The following is a 17945-nucleotide window of genomic DNA, read 5'->3' as shown; positions in this document are numbered from 1 at the left end:
CTCTTCTCTCTTTCGTTTACAACGTCAACATTAGACGTCCATCTTACCATGAAATTGGTAGCAAACGCCTCTATTCTGGCGTGACCGATTTAACCTCAGCGGAAAATGCACCGAGCAACGCCCGTACCTCAGAGTGAGCAATTACTTTCTCTTCCGCTGCTTTTTGGCGCGCTTGATCAATGGCCTGCTGAATATGAAACGGTGTATTTTCAGGCTTGCCGAACGTAATGGTCAAGGCTCGACCGGCCAATGCCTCGCGCAACAACTGCTGAAGCGCATCATGCATCGCTTCACCAAGCAGGGCTTGTTGGTCTTCATCCACCAAAAGTTCGGCCTCAGCCTCATTCCAGAGTGAATGCAATAGTACCTGCCGCGTTAGACCAATCACATTAAACTGATCAATCTGGGCACTCCAAGCATCTACTTGACGCGCAAAACGCACTTCTTCCGAAGCGGCTAGCAGCGTTTGCGTTGGGGAACCATCCGCTGTTTCCGCTACGGGTGTCGCTAATGCCGTAGGCGTAACTTGGCATTCGGGATCAGCTGCCGATTCCACCGCAACCGGCTCTGTCGGCGCTGTTTGTTGATCGTGCACCGTTTCTTTCGGTGCCGGCGCTTGGTTGTTCGATTCCGTTGGCTCCGGTTCGGTCACTGGCGCCGGTGAGGCCGACTCAGGCTTAGGCTCAGACATAGACACTGTAGGTTCGCGCGCTTCGATATCTAAGCCCGATTTCGCCTCGGCAGCGCCATCGGATTTGCCTTTACCTCGGCGTAATTGCGCCAAGCGATTACGCGTGGCCATCAGCGCGTTTAAGTCAACGGTATCAACCTGCGCTGAGGATTCTTTGCTGGTTGAGGGCTCTTTGTTGGCTGAAGGCTCTTTGTCCGCTGAAGGCTCTTTGTCGGCTGAAGGCTCTTCTCCATCGCGCTTAGGCGATGAGGATACACGTGCAGTCTGAGTCTCTTGTTCTAGCTGCGCTTGTTGCGCATATAAGTCAGCTAAATCATCGTCGTCTTCATCTAGCCACTCAGGAACACTCGGCTCATCGTAGCGGACAGCGTCGTGTTGCTTAGGTTTTTCCGCAGACGCAGGAGAATCTGAAGGTATATCAGGCGTGAGTTGCGTATCTTTTGATTTCGCCGCGTGCTCAGGTTCTGCAGTGGAATGTTCAATTGCTGGGCTTTTCGCAACAGGACTAGGAGAAACTACCGCCGCTACCGGCTCATTTTTTTTTTCGCCGCTGGGCTGCGATTTACTCTGAAGGTCAGGCGCGCCCAATACCGGAATAGATTCAGGTTCCAGTTGAGGGCGGAAGGCAAGTAAACGCAAAATCGTCATTTCTACCCCAGTTAACGCATCTGGAGCAAAGGCGAGTTCTTTACGACCCTCTACCACAAGCCGATAGTACAGGTGCCAAACCGATGCCGGCACAACCTGATTTAGCTTTGCAATATGTTCACGATGGGCCCCAAACTCAACATCCAAATCGTCGGGCAGCGCTTGCGCTAACGCCAATTGATGTAGAGTATTCTGTAATTCGGGAAGTAAGTGACTTATATCCGCTAGCTTATCAACCAACGAGCGCACTTGTGCCAATACATCCGATTGCTGCCCTGCCACAATGGCCGCCAACAACCGCAATATATTATGTGGATCGATACGTCCCAGCATTTGGGCGACCTGATCTTCCCGAAGCTCTTGGTTGCCCTGAGCAATCGCTTGATCCGTGAGGCTCAGCGCATCGCGCATCGAGCCTTGCGCAGAACGTGCTAGCAGCTGCACCGCCGCGGCATCAAAAGGAATCGATTCTGCCTTTAAGATGTGTGCTAACTGGCCACTAATTTCATCACGGGTGAGCGCACGCAAATGAAACTGCAAACAACGCGACAGTACCGTGATTGGCAGCTTATCTGGATCGGTTGTCGCAAGCAGGAAAATAACGTGAGGAGGCGGCTCTTCGAGCGTTTTCAGCAAGGCATTAAAACTGTGTCGCGAGAGCATGTGCACTTCATCAATAAGATACACTTTATAACGCCCAGCGGTTGGCCGGTATTGCACGTTTTCAAGAATCTCGCGAGTATCTTCCACCTTAGTGCGCGACGCCGCATCGATTTCCATTAAATCAACAAAGCGACCTGCATCGATATCCACACAGGCAGAACATTCACCGCAAGGCGTTGCGGTAATGCCAGTGACACAGTTCAGTGAACGGGAAAGGATGCGCGCAATGGTGGTTTTACCGACACCGCGCGTACCCGTAAGCAAGTAAGCATGATGAAGACGCTGGTGCGTAAGCGCATTCGTCAGAGCTTCGAGCACATGTTGTTGCCCGACAACCTCAGAAAAATTACGCGGCCGCCATTTTCGGGCCAGCACCTGATAACTCATCGCGACTCCATTATTATTGTTTTGAGTAGTATTTTGAGTAAATTTACTCCACACGCTTATTTATAACGTGTCTGCTTGCGCAATGCACTCAGCTTCTCAATTATTCGTCAAAAGCGCAAATGGCGTAACTGTTAACACCAATCTTATCCAAGGCTTTACGACCATTGAGATACAATAACTCGCACACAAATGCAGTTTCATAAATCGTCGCTGGGGTTTTTCGCACCAGTTCTACAGCGGCACCCATAGTGCCCCCGGTCGCTAACATGTCATCCATAATAATGACCTTGTCGCGCGCCTTTAACGCATCTTTATGCAATTCTAAAATGTCACCACCGTATTCGAGCATATAGCTTGCTGAAAATACATCGCGCGGCAGCTTGCCAGGCTTACGAATCAAGGTTAAACCAATGCCTAACCGATCCGCTAAGGCCGCAGAGAAAATAAATCCGCGCGCTTCGATGGCAACAACCTGCGTTAAACCCACATTTTCATAACGCTCCGCAAACAAATCAATACTGTTACGTAAGGCGCGGGGATCTTGCAGGGCCGGCGTAATATCGCGAAAACGAATACCCGGTTGTGGAAAATTATCTACCGGCGTAATCCGCCGGGCAATATGATTGCTGCGCATGTCCGCAGCGACATAATGTGTCATTAGGCTACATCGCGTGGTGAAAGTTGGCGTAATTTCCTGAGCAATTCGTCCGAATCGAGCGGTTTACCAAGCACAAGATCTGCGCCCATACGCTCTGCTTTTTTACGAACTTGCTCAGGCTCCGAGGTCGTCATAAACAGAATCGGTGTTTGAGCGTAATCTGCATCATCACGCAGATTCTTAACCAATAAAAGGCCATCCATTAATGGCATTTTATGATCAACCAAGACCACATCAAAACACGCTTTTCTGGCGCGGTTCAAGCCGTCGAGTCCATCAACTGCAATCTCAACCTGATAAGGGGTTTGCGCAAGCATTCCCATAATCTGGTCACGCGTCCGTGCGTTGTCTTCAACCAGTAACAGCGATAATGCCATGTCTTCCTCGTTTTCAAAAGTCTGAATGTTGCTCCTGCACTAATGTGCAGAAATCAACGATTGTTCACCAAGTGAACAAAGGGGGTGAAATTCTCATTACGCGCCTGTTGCAAGCTCAATGACACGCAACACCACAGGTAATAGGGCAATACCTACGAAAATAACGGCAGCTAGCAATAGATGTCTTACACGCGTTTTTTCTTTAAATTCGCCATGTTCAGCCATGGGGCAACTCCTCGTACAACATTATCGAAGGGACGCGATCATATCTGATCCTGAATCCTTTGGAAAGTTCCCTACTTTAGGTTCCGTAATTGCGACTTTGATCTGCAACGTACCCAACGCACCGCGTTGGTCCACCCCCGCCACAACGTACCCAACGCACCGCGTTGGTCCCTTTCTGACGACATGCCCCACAGATTCTCTTCGCACCTGACCAACGCATTGCGTTGGTTACAGATTTCACCCAAAAAAAACCGGAGCACTGGGCTCCGGTTTATTTCTAATGCTAACTACTAAAGCGAACTAGATACTAACTCCGCGGCGCTCTGCCGTGTCCTTAATATAGTTTGCCCAGCTCTCTGCATTGCGACGTGTCGAGGAGAAACGTTGTGCTTGTACAGCTGCTTCATGTGCCTGACGGTACTGATTGCTGTAGAAGAAAGCTTCTGCCAATGACATGTATAAGCGGCCTGCATCTTCACCCCGAGGAAGCAAACGAATCGCTTCTTGGAATGCTGGTGCTGCTTCACGATAACGCTCGGCTAACAGGAGCGCATCACCAATACGGCGATAGTATTCCTGTTGTTGCTCTGAATCATCAGAAGCGGCGATCGCTTGACGATACGCATCTGCTGACTTGCGGAATTCACGTGCAGAATGATACGCACGAGCCGCGTTGGCATAGTTAGACGCAGTAGGCTCCACTTGGCCACGATCGATATGACGTGTCATGATTTCGCCAGCATGAAATGGAATACCGTTGTTGGAGAATAACTGCACCAACGCACGGAAATCATTTTCACGCTCTAGATAACCTGCATCATAAGCGATCTTCATGGTTGCGAGAGCACGATCGTAGTTCTCGTTCAACATGTAGAACATGCCCAACTGCGACCACCAGCCATGTTCACCAGGGAGCACAGTAATACCGCGTTCCAAGGCGTCAATGGCACCCGTCACATTATTTGACTCATAATGTGCGGCGATCATTAGCAAGTACGGATTACGATTAGGAGAATCGTAATGCTTAATCGCTTTCTCAGCAAAGGCAACGACTCGGCTATAGTTTTTAAGTTCCATGTGTGAAGACGCCATACGTACAAGTATGTCTGCGTCCCACTCACCGGTGAACTTTAAATACCGCTCAAACCAAATCAACGCATTCTGATAATCTTCCTGAGTCAGGTAAAGATTCGCAAGCAATTGCAAACCAGCACGTTGGTCATTCCAGCCAAGTACATCTGGAACCACCGCAGCACGCAGGTTTTCAACGGCCAGCGACGGAGCGCGTGGATCGTCTTCTAACGCTGCATACATGGTGCCTTTGAAACGCGCTACATAAGCCCGATCGTAATCGGTACGTAATGTTGCACCTTCCAAGGTTTGAATCGCACCACGGATATCGTCTGCCTCATAAAGCTCAAACGCATCCATAACGCGACGTGCAACACGGTCTCCCAACGCTTGTGAGCGTCGGTTGTCCCGTTGTTCTTGCACCTGCGCTTCGGTTGGAATCGTAAAACCAACATCAATTGATTGCGCGACTGAAGGAGCGGATAGCAAACCCATCGCCACGACCGCAGCACACAGTGTTGTTGTGATTCGTGTTTTCATAGGTTAGTCCATAGTAAAGTCGAGTTGAACAGTAAGCCCTTCTTGACGCTGCGGACGACCATCAACCACTTTCGGCGCATAACGCCAGCGCGCCAATGCTCGGCGAGCTTCCTGGTCAAAGATCCGACGTGGCTGTGCATCAATAATTTCGATGTCAGTCACACCACCCGTTTCGTCAATCGTAAAGCGCAGTCGTACCCATCCTTCAATGCCGTCTCGTGCTGCCGCTGGTGGATAGCGAGGCTCAACCCGTACAATCGGTTGTGCGTCACCATCACGACTTAGCGCACCCGGACCGTCAAGTCCGGTGTTCGCTGAGCCCAGGTCTACACCACCCAGATCCATGCTAAAAGACACGGTATCGTCAGAGGCATCCGGTTCAGTCTGAGGACTTTCCGGTGGTGGCTCTGGCGGCTCTGGTGGCGGTGGAGGCGTCCGACGACGCGTATCCACATCCTGCTCCGGTGGAGCTCCAACAATATCAATCCGTGTTGGAGGCTCAGACGGTTCTGCCCGCTTCTCTCCACCACTGATTAGATATGCCATAAAGACAAACAGCAGGAAGGTAACAGCGGCGCCTAGTAAAATAGATACTAAGATGCGCACCATATTAATCGTTCTCCGCTGCTATCGAAATTTGGGCAATACCAGCTTCTTTAATCTGGTCCATCACTCGCACTACAATGCCGTGACGGGCGCCTTCGTCAGCCTGAATAACCACCATATCGGTAGGTTGTTCTGCCAAGAGACGTTCCAGGTTAGCTGCAACCCGCTCAATATCGACCTGACGGCGGTCCATCCACACTTCACCGTTTTCACGGATCGCGATAAAGATGTTGGCCGAAGGTTTTTGCGTCGCCTGTGAAGCTTCAGGACGATTTACATCGATACCTGCCTCTTTCACGAACGATGTCGTTACGATAAAGAAGATCAACATGATGAACACGATGTCGAGCATCGGAGTCATGTCTAATGTTGCCTCTTCATCTTCGCGTAGACGTTTACGTGCCATAATTCTTCTCTCTTAATGATGTGGCATGTTGTCGATTAAATGCTCTTTTGCTGCCTTGATGCGACCATCAAGACGTTGCGCAAAGAACATCCCGGACAACGCTGCCACCATTCCCGCCATAGTCGGAATCGTAGCCATGGATATACCACCCGCCATGAGACGAGGGTTACCGGTACCTTGAACCGCCATAATTTCAAATACGGCGATCATCCCTGTGACCGTTCCCAAAAGTCCGATCAATGGACAAATGGCGATCATAGTTTTCAGCACCAGCATCCGCGCTGTAAGTTTTTCGGACGCTTCGGAAATCCATGCTTCACGGATTCTATGTGCGTACCAGGAGGTGGTGTCTTGCCGGGCCTTCCAGGCCTCGATGATGCGTTTCTTCTCGCGAGGAAACACACCAAAGAGGAACCAGGCGCGCTCAATCATTACAATCCACATGATCAATAGCGCAATGAACACCAGGTATAAAACGTCACCACCTGTGCCAATAAAATCCCTGACAGTTTCCCAAAGTCCCATCAGGTAAAATTGCATGGCTTACGCTCCCTTCTTCTCAGCGTGAGAAGCGACAATACCTGCAGCCTGTTCGTCCAACACGTGGAGAATAGACTTGCTCTTCGACGCAACAATCGAGTGAATCACGATAAGTGGCAATGCTGCGATTAGACCCATAGCGGTCGTTACGAGAGCCATCGAGATGTCACCGGCCATGATACGTGGATCACCGGTACCGAATAGTGTGATTGATTGGAAGGTACCAATCATACCTACTACCGTACCTAACAGACCCATCAACGGCGCGATTGCAGCAAGAATCTTGATAATGTTTACACCCGCTTCGATGCGCGGCGTTTCACGTAGAATCGCTTCATCGAGCTTGAGTTCAAGGTTCTCAGCGTCGGTATTTGGATTTTCATGGTACACCTTCAAGATACGACCCAGTGGGTTGTTTGAAGAAGGTGAATCTGTGTTCTTCAACTGACGGCGAATCGCACCGCCTACTGCTGTGAGAGTCACAAGCTTGTAGATGGCAATGATGAAACCGAGGATAAGAACAACAGTGATTGCATAACCAACGGTTTGACCTTGGTGATAACGCTCAGACAATGTTGCTTTCTGGGTTAACAAGCTCAAGATTGCACCACGTGAAGGGTCAACAAACACGCCGGCGTAACCGTCGGTGGTGTTTTCAAAGTTACGTGCTGCACGCAGAACGTGGCCTGCTGGCTGACGGCCAAGAGGCTGTACTTGTTGCGTTGCATCGTTGTACAGGAGGTATTCACCGTCAGAAATCAGGTTGAATGCACCGATACGAATGATGTCACGAACTTCTGAACCACCGTCAAGCAGGGTCACTTCGCCTTGATAGCGAGCTACTTTGCCTGATTCAGTCATTTCAGTAAGAAGTGCTAACCACAACTCTTCCAGTTCGTCGATGTTTGGAAGCTCACGTGCTTGTGCCAAGCTTTCCAATACTAAGTGACGGTCTGGGAATTGCGCACTTACGATAGAAGTTGAGATACGACCAATGGTATCTGAGGCTGCACCACGGATTACACCGAAGATTTCACCCAAGGTTCCCACCATGTTGTCGAGCTCGGTTTCTTTATTACCGATATCGATTTCATTTTGTGCATATTGCTCTTGAAGACGCTGACTGCGACGCTCTTCGTTACGCAGGTCTTGTTGCGCCTGACGTAGTAGAGCTTGCTTGTCTGCACGGTCGTCCATAAAACGACGCTCACGCTCTTGGTCAATGCGTTGTGACGCTGCACGCTGCTGTTGAACCTGTTGCAAGAGCTCGTCTAGTGATTTTGCTTCCTGTGCTGACACAGAGAAAGCAGCTGTGGCTGCAAGGCTTAATCCTGCTGCCGCTACCATAATTGTCTTTAATACTTGTTTCATTCTGCAGTCTCCGCGGCAAAGATTGGCAGACGCACCACGTCATACGCAGTTTGACGACGTGACATACGAATAGCCTGTGTGAGAGGGCTCAAGAATGAATCATCAACGCGCATCCACTCACGATTGTCGTTATCCCACAACCATGCATTACGCATATCCAACGATTGTGCCATGAATGCAACACGACCCATGTGGAAATAATCGACCGCGATGTCTTGACCACCGAAGGTTAGGTTTCCTTGATATGCAATCAAGCCCACACCGTAGTCCATCTCGATTTGATAGGCTTCAACGATCTGACGGAATTTCTCAGAGTCAGTGACGTTAGAGCGCGTCATAATCTCACGCAGACGCTCAACTCGACGTTCCCGCTGCTCGCGATGAATTGGAATATCCAGCTGAACGAACTCGTCCAGTGCATCAATCATTTTGTACATCAGAGGTACAACACCCTGACGTGTCTCTTCGATGCCATCGATTTGACGCTGTAACGACTGAAGTGAGTCGTTTTGGTCATCGACCAAACGCTGCACGTGATCGTTATACAACTTCAAAGACTCGTACTGAGCAACAACCGAGCGGTACTCACCAAGGAGTTCACGGCTTTGTTCAAATAAAGAGTCGATGCGCTCTTGAGAAGCAGCTGAAGCGCGACTGGTTTGCATCTGCTCCGACTGTAACTGAGACAGGGACGTATTGCTTGCAAGAGCAACGGTCGTTCCCGTCAGCGCCATCACACCTACCACGGCGGCAGCGATTTTGCTTCGTTTGATTACTGTGGTCATAGTTCCCAACCAATTTGACTTAACTTTATCCTTCGCGGTTAGCAGGCTAGAACGCAGAGAGGTACGTCACCTGGTAATGCTCGGGACCCAGTTGTGTGAGTGATGAAAAAAGACTTTCTACACCAAATATACGCTATTTTCTAAAAATAGCATTGTCTGAATACTCCCACGAAGTCGCGGAGCGTGTCAACCGGGCTTTTTTGATCATCCGATGACCCTGATGTTCAAGATCCGGTACAACAAAAAAAAACCAGCCCCTAAGAGGGGCTGGTTGCTTTCTTACCTGTTGCTTTTAAAGCGTTTCGCTTACGCGAGTTGCTTAGAAGCGTTGCGTGTAACGAACGTAAGTGATACGACCGAACGCGTTGTACAGGTTGAAGTTGTAGTCACGTGAACCACGTGCTGCAGCCGAGGTGCCGAACTGAGGCAGTTTCTCGAATGCGTTCTGAACACCAACGGTGAAGCGGCCATCCCACGGTGCATCATAAGATGCTTGTAAATCGTGAGTTGTCCAAGTACCGATGTGACCTGCACGTACTACACCATCAGGGTTGCTCGCATCAGAAGTAACAGTGTTGTACTGGTTACCGATGATGTTGATGTTCCACGCGAACGTGAAATCACTGAACATGTAGCTGTTGTTGATGTTGATACGCTGACGTGGAACACCTGGGTCGCGAACCAAGTTACGGCCGCCATCTAGGCTGTAGTCAAGCATATGTGACATGTACAGGTTGTTAACTAAGCGACCAGCTGAACCGAAGTCGAAGTTGGTGCGCAAGTTAATGTCGATACCTGAAGTATCCAAATCACCTTCGTTAACGAAACCACGAGTTACAGAAACGATGCGGTTTTGTGCATCGAAGTTTACTTCTGTACCTGGAGGTAAGGCTTCACCGGCACGTGCCAAGTTGATTAGCTGCTGTGAGCTGATAGCACGGATACGGTTTTCGATGTTGATGTTGTAGTAGTCAACTGTGAAGTTCAACCAATCGGTAGGCTGGTAAGCAACACCGAAAGAGTACTGAGTTGAATCTTCTGATTCTAGCTCAGGGTTTGCGATAACAAACGCGTTGATTTGACATACATCAGAAGTACCACCAGTAAACGCCTGACACGTGATCGGGTCATTTACGCTGTCAGCTGAGAATGAACGCTGCTGAGTCAGGATGTCTAGAGTCGGAGCACGGAAGCCCAGACCGTAAGAACCACGAATCAACAAGTTATCCATTGGCTGATAACGGAAGCTTACTTTTGGTGAGAAATCTGAACCGTAGTCAGAGTAGTCATCGAAACGACCTGCTAAAGACAGTTCTAGATCGTAAGTTACTGGTAACAAGAACTCGAAGTACGCAGCAGTTACGTCACGGCTACCACCAGCAGAAGAACCTGATGAACCACCAACTAGACCTGCAGCAGACTGTGAGTCATAGATGTCAGCATAAACTTCTTCACGGTGCTCAAGACCAACGAAACCTTGAATCATACCGCCGCCGATTTCCATTACGTCGAAGCCAGCAGAACCGTAGAACTCATTGATGTCGAAGCTAGAGATGCGTGAAGTAGTTACAACACCAGCGTCAAGAACGTTCTGAGGGTTATCAGAAGGGTTCTGAATGTCATAACCGAAGCGGCATGAATCTGGATCGAATGAACCGTCATCACAGTAGCCTGGGTTAAAGTTGTTTACGTTAGACCAAGCAGTTTGTGCTGCTAAGTAACCATTACCGATTTCGTAAGTTTTGTTACGAACACGACGCCATCCGAAGTCTAAATCAAGACCGAATGCACGACCTTCGAAACCAACTAAGAAGTCAAGGTTTTCGTTGTCTACGTCAGAGTCACGGTTACCCATGGCTGCGAAGCGGTGGTAGATAGCAACTGGTGCTAATGGACCAACAACGTCTGGGTTGTATACAACCGCGTTCGGGTTGTTTGGATCATAGAACCATGAATCTGGGTTCGTTGGGTTGTTGTATGAATCTGTAGGAGTTAACAGATTATCATAGAACACTGGGTGGTTGATGTCTGGGGCTGGTGCATAGCGACCGAAAGACGAAGTCTTCGCAACGCTTGCATTTGAGTAGAAAGACCAGTCATCGTTGATCTGATGATCAGCTTTAACGAATAAAGATTCGTTAGAAGTAGAAGCTTCGTTCGCGTTAGTCGCGTTGAAGTTATACAAACAGCGTGAGCCGTCAGCTGATTCAAAGAAGTTAGCATCATTACAACCGCCAGGGATTGCCGCAGTACGGCCATCACCGAAGTTGATGAAGTTGTTACCATAGGTAGAAGCACCTGGCTGTACCCAAGGGAACGCGTTTTCGAAGATGATTTCACGTTTGTTCCAAGAAACACCACCGATGATGCGTGTAGTATCGCTTGCAGAACCGAAAACAACTGAACCGTTTTCACGGTCGCCGCCTTCACGTGGAACGCTTACTTCAGCAGCACCAATCGTTGCTTCTACGCCGCTGAAATCGCGACGAGTAATTACGTTGATTACACCACCGATAGCGTCAGAACCGTATACCGCTGACGCACCGTCAGACAGGATTTCGATCCGCTCAACTGCACCCATAGGAATTGAGTTCAAATCCTGTGAAGAACCAGTTGAAGGAGACATCGTTAAACGACGGCCGTCAACAAGTACCAAGGTACGGCTAGAGCCAAGACCACGCATGTTGATCATTGACACGCCCTGCGCAGAAGAACCTGACTGCGGACGGAATGAACCAGCGCTGTTGAAAGTTGTGTTACGAAGTAGGTCGGCTACTGAAATCTCACCAGACAGTTCGATTGACTCACGGTCAATAACAGTAACTGGCAATGCGCCTTCCATGTCAGTACGCTGAATGCGCGAACCAGTAACCTGGATCCGCTCAACGCGTTCTGCACGCTCTTCTTCTTCTTGCTGCTCATCTTGAGCGACGGCTGCGCCAGTCACTGCAGTTGCAGCAGCACCAAACATTAGTGCTAAGCGGATAGACTTAGCCAGTTTATTATTGGTGTACATGTATTTTCTCCCTGGATCACTTTTTGTGATTTTTAGGTTTATTGCGCACAAAGGTTTCTTTGTACTTCTGGTAGGGACGCAAATTTACATCCCAATCGTTTCGATACTAATGCAAAAAAAACAGGGGGGCAACACCTTAAATGTACGAATTGTCACAATTTTGTGCACCGGATTGCGGCCTCACAAAGTGACCACGTTCCGTTTCAATTCCCCTGCGGATGTCAGAAATACAGCAGTTTTTATTATTTTTTCAACCACTTACTGCATGATTGCGATGTTTACTAGTGAGCCTTGATAGGTATTCTCAACTCGCTTGCAGACACCGACTTCCCTGCTCTGACGCTCCGAATATAGCAAACCGCATACAGGATGCAAGGGTTTACCCGCAAAAATTGTTAACGTATGTAAACAAATGTGACCAGTTTTGCCCGAAAGAGGCGTTGGTAAAGTGCGTAATCCTGTGCAATCACACAACTTTTGTCGGCGCGAACCACATACTTTCTGCAGTGCGGCGAGATCCGCCGCCTTACCTGACGTGCGGTTAGTTTCGGTACAATGCTTGTACTAAGGCCGTCAGTTGGGCTTGCACCACTTGATTCATATAATCGAATACAGGTGCATCTGGGGGCACTTGCGCCAGTTTATACGCATTGGCTTCAGCTTCTTTGAGGTAATCGTCCACATGCGAACTGCGGGTTTTAAACAACCCGGGTTCAAACCATGCTTCGGTGAGCTCAGGTGGGTGTCGTTGCGCCCGCTCACGCAGTCGTTCAAATACAGCTTCAGTTTTGGCAGTAGATTCGCTAATGCTGGCAAACATAATGTCTCTTCTTTTGTAACCAACCCAGTGCGTTGGGCTGTCTCGATATTGCTGTAACCAACGCAGTGCGTTGGCTACCCGGTATGGCGGCGCAAACTTTGTCGCACCGAGTCTGGTAACGGTGGCAGCGAGGCCTTCGGCAACAAGTAAGTTGCCAAATTCATAAAATCGGCAAAGATACGGTTCTTTTCTGTGGTGCGCTTCAAGTACTCATGGCCAGACGAGCCGCCGGTACCAATCTTCGATCCCAACATGCGTTGCACCATCATGGCATGGCGATAGCGCCAAATGGTTAAATTCTCATCTAAATCTACCAGCGAGTTGAGTACCTGATAGGGCAAGTTAAAGGCCGGTTCTTCTCGGTACATTTCAATAAACAACGCCGCTTGCAGGGCTTTCTGCGACAAGCGCACCCTGCCCTCGTCACGCATTACCTGATACCGTTTGGGATCAAACAAGGCCGCGAAATTCTCACGGGTATTCTCAAGTTCCGCTAACTCTTGGGCGCGCTCTTCATCGCTGAGCAAACCATTCGATTCAACAATGGCGCGGTCCCGCTCAATTTGCTCCTCGATTGCCCTTTCATAATGCTTCCAGAAGCTGAAATCTTGCGTTTCCAAAAAAGGCATACGGGCCAACCACGCATCAACCCGCTCAAACAAATCGGGCTGTTCTTCTAACGATTCCAAATACGCCCGGTCGCTATCATTAATGCGGTTGTAAAACGACGCCTGATCAAACGCGATACGTTTATCCCGTTTTACCCCTAGGCTAATCTCGATTTCTTTAAACTGGATACTCTGAAACCCAGAGGCAGGAACCAAATAATCTCTAAATTCAAGAAAGTCCTGGGCAGTCATGGTTTCCAGCACATCGATTTGATGATTCAGCAACTCTTGGATGGTCACAATGCGCTGCAAACGATGAACGACCGTCATTAAAGCTTCGTCAGGTAAGTGTTCCGCGCGGAATAGCCGTAAAATCGAGCGCATTTCATGAATAATTTGTTTAAACCACAGCTCGTAGGCTTGGTGAACAATAATAAACAGAGTTTCGTCGTGCGCTTCCGGCCCATACTCAGGGCTCACCGGCTTTTGAGCAGACAATAGTTTATCGAGGCCCAAATACGCCCCGTAATACACCGGCTCTTTATTTTTCTTCATAAAATCAATCTCTTTTCAACGCTAACGAAACAACGAGGGAGTTCATTTCTGTGCCTTAAAAGGCATCTTTACGTTTATGCTACGGAAAAACCCACGCGGGAACAACGCTTGTTTCCATTGTTCAGAAAAACAGCAGGCAAACTTGGGTCCCTTGTAATCAATCAAGCCATCAGGGATAATTCGCCGCGGTGGCCCCATTGGTCCCCTCGCAACACGAACCATCGAACCCGGTCAGGCCCGGAAGGGAGCAGCCGTAGGTGGGGTAGTGGGTGCCGAGGTGTGGCTGGTGGGGTCACCCCTTTCTGGCTTGTCAGAAATCCTTTATTGCGGCGTTATAATTGCTGCTCAATCGGTCACATACCATTTAGGTATGCTCCCTCAATCACATCAATTATGCCTCAACAATTACGCCCCAGGGGCGGAACTCTGTTTTGCTTTGTCTATGCTATTTGCCGTTCTGGCCTGACCAGTGTTATCGTTCCCTCACATCTATTTGAGGAATGGTTATATGTCACAACATGAATTTGTTTCAGTTTACGAGCAGGATAAAGTGATTCGTATTCATCTAAATCGCCCTGCCAAGAAAAATGCGCTTACCCAAGATATGTATCAGGTCATGACCGATGCGCTGCGTAACGCCAATGAGCGCGATGATATCGCTGCCGTTGTGATTAGTGGCGAAGGTGATTTGTTTTGCGCGGGCAACGATCTGGGTGATTTCTTGCGTCACGGCGAACTGAAATCGGACTCTCCAGTATTTCAATTCTTAAGCACCATCTCTCAGGTCGATGTCACTGTCGTTGCTGCGGTGCAAGGTGCCGCCATTGGCATCGGCACGACCCTGCTGTTGCACTGCGATCTCATTTACGCGGCCGAAGGCACCACCTTTGTGATGCCCTTTGTCGATATGGGACTCGTTCCTGAAGCAGGTTCAAGCCAGTTAATCCCGTTACTCTGCGGACACGCCAAAGCAGCCGAATTGCTATTACTCGGCGCGCCTTTTGATGCGAAAAAAGCGTATGAGTTAAATATTGTAAATCAGGTGGTTCCGGGAAGTGAATTGTTGAGCACGGTTGAACACGTGGCCTCAGAGCTTGCTAAAAAACCGATTCAGTCTCTGCGTTTATCGAAAAAGCTTCTCAAAGCTCAACCGGAAGCCATTAACGATCGCATTCAACGGGAGCTTAAGGATTTCTTAGTGGTGCTCGCCAGCGACGAAACCCAGCAGATTATCGCGGCCAAAGCCAAGCGTTAAAAAACCAGACGTTGAGGTCACATACTCTGGTGGTATGTGACCGATTGAGGGAGCATACCTTGATGGTATGTGACCGATTGAGCCGCGATTATAACGCAGCTATCGGAGCCTTCTGACAAGCTAGCTCCCTCTGACCACTTCACTCAAAGCGCCGGCAGAAGCTTCGAGAGCAAGGCATAATGGTGGCGATTGAGGGAGCATACCTTGATGGTATGTGACCGATTGAGCCGCGATTATAACGCGGCTATCGGAGCCTTCTGACAAGTTAGCTCCGTTCTTGCCAGGCTCTCTTGGAGCCTTCATACAACGGCAGAATCAAATCAAGAGCCGATTGGTCAGCACCCTGCTCTAGTTCCATTTGGTTGTTGCCTTTTGGGGTGACACGGTCGCCCCACACAATGAGGCCAGCGCCGCACGTTAAGCCACCGCCAAATACCGCAGAAATAATGCTATCGCCCGCTTTCACCATGCCCGTTTCTAGGGCTTCGCAATAAGCAATGGGTAGTGTCGCCGACGATGTGTTGCCGTATTTTTGAATATTAATCATGGTTTTCTCTTCCGGCACCTTGCACATCTTGGCCAGAAAATCGATCAGGCGCTTATTCGCTTGGTGTGGAATGAGTACATCAATATCATTCACGCTGAGGCCGGTTTCTTGAAACACCCCGTCAACTGCAGCACTCATTCCTTTTACCGCACGTTTAAAAATCTCCTGACCTTCAAAGTTAAAATCCATTACCCCATCAAAGTTGTAACGGTCAAAACTCATCCCAAAATCAAGCGAGAGCACATCGCGCGCATCCGCATCGCAGGAAATTTTAGAGCTGATCAAACCCACTGGCTTATCGCTTAATTCAAGCACCATGGCACCCGCGCCATCACCAAAGAGCACCGCGCTTTCACGCTTTGTCCAATCGAGGATGCGGGTTAAACGTTCAGCGCCGATAATCAACACTTTCTTATGCATGCCCATGCGAATCGTAGAGGTAGCGAAGTGCATGGCATAAAAGAAACTGCTGCAGGCTGCGTTTAAATCGAACGCAGCGGCATTTTTGGCACCGATATCTTGTTGCACTTTCGAGGCCACATTGGGAATGATTTCATCCGGGGTGCAGGTGCCCACAATGATGAGGTCAATTTCAGCCGGGTCAACATCTGCCGCAGCCAGCGCATTACGCGCAGCCACTGTCGCCATCGCCGAAGTGCCGACAGCACTCACACGACGCTCTTCAATTCCAGTTCGGGTACGGATCCACTCATCTGAGGTTTCCATAAAGGTCGCCAGATCATTGTTGGTCATAATTGCTGGCGGTACACATTTACCCCAACCGGTAATTTCTGCAAATTTCATTCCCACTACCTTTTCAATTCGTTTTCAGTGTTCCACTGCACTGAGGATGACTCATTCCTTATAATCGTATACCTTATTGGCCAATATCCAAAATACTCTTGGAAGGACCACGCCGTGAAAGCCACGCTGTATTCGATTAAACGCGTTTATTTTTGTGTGTTCGCAGGGCTTTGTTTAAGTGCCTGCACCAGTGCGCCCGCACCAACGCCACCTGCATTACAACTGAGCGTTCAATCATCAGTTGTACTTGCCACACCGCAGCCGATTCAGCTCACCGTGAGCGATCGACGGACACAAAATCATATTTTGCGCATAGAACATTCGTTAGACCATGCCGAGTTTGCCACGTCAACGCAACCGGTGGCTACTCTGATCAGTGAGGAATTGCAGCGAACATTGCCGATCGTCGGACAAGCCGACACCCATTTACACATCTATATCGAACAGGCCTTGGTGCGCGCAGTGCGCCGAGGCAACGAATATGAGCTGCAACATGAGGTTGTATTAAGTGCCGTTGTCACCCAAGGAAATAATGTGGTGCGCAGCGAAATGACCACAACCATGGGCCCGCAAACGGTGCGGCGGTTAGATTATGGTCGCATTGAGCGTGACATTAATCGCAATATTAATGCCACCCTGAGCGCACTTATGAAAGAATCGGAACTTCAGCAGTTTTTATTAGTCGGTTCTCCATAGCGTTGAAAACCTTAGCGCCTTGCCGCTTAGTCATTTTTTAAGTTTGATAGGAGCACACATCCATGACCCGTGTTTTTTCTTTTGTCATGATAACCCTTGTTACTTTGGGGCTTAGCATCGGTGCCACTGCTCATGCAGACGATGCCGATATCCAAAAAGATAATTTGTATCCGAAAGTCCGTTTTGTCACCAGCATGGGTGATATGGTGGTTGAACTTGATCGTTGGCGAGCGCCATATACCGTCGACCACTTCCTGCGCCACGTGGTGAGCGGAAGCTACAACGGCACCTTATTTAATCGCGTCATCGACGATTTCGTCGTACAGGGCGGTGGCTACACCACCGATTGGGAATCGCTGCCAGACGGTCCCACCGTTATTAATGAGTCCGGTAATGGCCTGCGCAACGAGTTTGGCACCATCGCCATGGCTCGGCAAAACGATCCCCACTCCGCCCGCCGTCAGTTCTATTTTAACGCCAAAGATAACGACAGCCTCAACCCTAGCGCGCGTCGCTGGGGTTATGCGGTATTTGGTCGCGTTATCGAAAATGCCGAACTTATCTACGAGATCGCCGCAGTTGAAACCCATACCCACGAAGAAACCGGTTTTCCCGATGTGCCTGTAGAGCCCGTCGAATTGATACGGGTTGAACTTCTGCCCGACGAGCAGTAATT

17 protein-coding genes and 1 other RNA gene are annotated in these 17945 nt (G+C 49.3%); 4 read left to right on the top strand and 14 right to left on the bottom strand.

What is annotated here, in order from left to right; all coding sequences use genetic code 11:
* Positions 1-70: 70 nt before the first annotated feature.
* The 13 genes from dnaX to HXZ99_RS00260 form a co-directional block, all read right to left on the bottom strand.
* Positions 71-2389 carry a DNA polymerase III subunit gamma/tau gene (gene dnaX, locus HXZ99_RS00315; RefSeq protein ID WP_194755294.1) on the bottom strand — a complete coding sequence of 773 codons (2319 nt, stop codon included), beginning with the start codon at positions 2387-2389 and terminating at the stop codon, positions 71-73.
* A gap of 100 nt (positions 2390-2489) precedes the next feature.
* Positions 2490-3047, bottom strand: coding sequence for an adenine phosphoribosyltransferase (locus HXZ99_RS00310; RefSeq protein ID WP_194755293.1), 558 nt, complete (start codon positions 3045-3047; stop codon positions 2490-2492).
* The gene (locus HXZ99_RS00305) at positions 3047-3424 is read right to left on the bottom strand and encodes a response regulator (protein ID WP_194755292.1); all 378 of its coding nucleotides are present in this window, start codon (positions 3422-3424) and stop codon (positions 3047-3049) included. The genes HXZ99_RS00310 and HXZ99_RS00305 overlap by 1 nt, the downstream gene beginning before the upstream one ends.
* A gap of 96 nt (positions 3425-3520) precedes the next feature.
* Positions 3521-3649: a hypothetical protein gene (locus HXZ99_RS12295; RefSeq protein WP_269434571.1), complete on the bottom strand. Its 129-nt coding sequence runs from the start codon at positions 3647-3649 to the stop codon at positions 3521-3523.
* 300 nt (positions 3650-3949) lie between these two features.
* Entirely contained in the window at positions 3950-5260 is a 1311-nt protein-coding gene (locus HXZ99_RS00300) for a tetratricopeptide repeat protein (RefSeq protein ID WP_194755291.1), read from the bottom strand.
* A 3-nt stretch (positions 5261-5263) separates the two neighbouring features.
* Complete coding sequence (locus HXZ99_RS00295) at positions 5264-5869, bottom strand: energy transducer TonB (RefSeq protein ID WP_194755290.1); 606 nt, start codon at positions 5867-5869, stop codon at positions 5264-5266.
* A 1-nt stretch (position 5870) separates the two neighbouring features.
* On the bottom strand, positions 5871-6272 hold the full coding sequence (locus HXZ99_RS00290; protein ID WP_143234778.1) for an ExbD/TolR family protein: 402 nt from the start codon (positions 6270-6272) through the stop codon (positions 5871-5873).
* A gap of 12 nt (positions 6273-6284) precedes the next feature.
* On the bottom strand, positions 6285-6812 hold the full coding sequence (locus HXZ99_RS00285; RefSeq protein WP_194755289.1) for a MotA/TolQ/ExbB proton channel family protein: 528 nt from the start codon (positions 6810-6812) through the stop codon (positions 6285-6287).
* A 3-nt stretch (positions 6813-6815) separates the two neighbouring features.
* A complete protein-coding gene (locus HXZ99_RS00280; RefSeq protein ID WP_194755288.1) occupies positions 6816-8183 on the bottom strand; it encodes a MotA/TolQ/ExbB proton channel family protein in 1368 nt (455 codons plus the stop codon).
* Positions 8180-8968, bottom strand: a complete 789-nt coding sequence (locus HXZ99_RS00275) for a DUF3450 domain-containing protein (RefSeq protein WP_194755287.1) — start codon at positions 8966-8968, stop codon at positions 8180-8182. Before HXZ99_RS00275 ends, HXZ99_RS00280 begins: the two co-directional genes overlap by 4 nt.
* Positions 8969-9287: 319 nt before the next feature.
* Positions 9288-11984 carry a TonB-dependent receptor plug domain-containing protein gene (locus HXZ99_RS00270; protein ID WP_194755286.1) on the bottom strand — a complete coding sequence of 899 codons (2697 nt, stop codon included), beginning with the start codon at positions 11982-11984 and terminating at the stop codon, positions 9288-9290.
* A 541-nt stretch (positions 11985-12525) separates the two neighbouring features.
* Positions 12526-12804: a primosomal replication protein PriC gene (priC, locus tag HXZ99_RS00265; protein ID WP_194755285.1), complete on the bottom strand. Its 279-nt coding sequence runs from the start codon at positions 12802-12804 to the stop codon at positions 12526-12528.
* Between the two features lie 74 nt (positions 12805-12878).
* Positions 12879-13967: a tryptophan 2,3-dioxygenase family protein gene (locus HXZ99_RS00260; protein ID WP_194755284.1), complete on the bottom strand. Its 1089-nt coding sequence runs from the start codon at positions 13965-13967 to the stop codon at positions 12879-12881.
* A gap of 195 nt (positions 13968-14162) precedes the next feature.
* Between HXZ99_RS00260 and ffs the strand changes: the two genes are divergently transcribed.
* Both ffs and HXZ99_RS00250 read left to right on the top strand, forming a co-directional pair.
* Positions 14163-14259, top strand: an RNA gene (ffs, locus tag HXZ99_RS00255) — signal recognition particle sRNA small type.
* 216 nt (positions 14260-14475) lie between these two features.
* Entirely contained in the window at positions 14476-15222 is a 747-nt protein-coding gene (locus HXZ99_RS00250) for an enoyl-CoA hydratase-related protein (protein ID WP_194755283.1), read from the top strand.
* Between the two features lie 265 nt (positions 15223-15487).
* Here HXZ99_RS00250 and HXZ99_RS00245 read toward each other — a convergent pair whose 3' ends face one another.
* A complete protein-coding gene (locus tag HXZ99_RS00245) occupies positions 15488-16573 on the bottom strand; it encodes a ketoacyl-ACP synthase III (RefSeq protein WP_228517474.1) in 1086 nt (361 codons plus the stop codon).
* Positions 16574-16687: 114 nt separating this feature from the next.
* Here HXZ99_RS00245 and HXZ99_RS00240 point away from each other — a divergent pair, with 114 nt between their 5' ends.
* Together HXZ99_RS00240 and HXZ99_RS00235 are read left to right on the top strand one after the other, a co-directional pair.
* Positions 16688-17269 (top strand): YajG family lipoprotein, encoded by a 582-nt coding sequence (locus tag HXZ99_RS00240; RefSeq protein ID WP_194755281.1) that lies wholly within the window; start codon positions 16688-16690, stop codon positions 17267-17269.
* A gap of 86 nt (positions 17270-17355) precedes the next feature.
* Positions 17356-17943, top strand: a complete 588-nt coding sequence (locus HXZ99_RS00235) for a peptidylprolyl isomerase (RefSeq protein ID WP_194756023.1) — start codon at positions 17356-17358, stop codon at positions 17941-17943.
* The last annotated feature ends 2 nt before the right edge of the window (positions 17944-17945 follow it).

It is taken from the genome of Aliidiomarina indica (genome assembly GCF_015354615.1).
GTDB classification, from domain to species: Bacteria; Pseudomonadota; Gammaproteobacteria; order Enterobacterales; family Alteromonadaceae; genus Aliidiomarina; species Aliidiomarina indica.
This window is presented reverse-complemented; position numbering and strand designations above follow the sequence as displayed.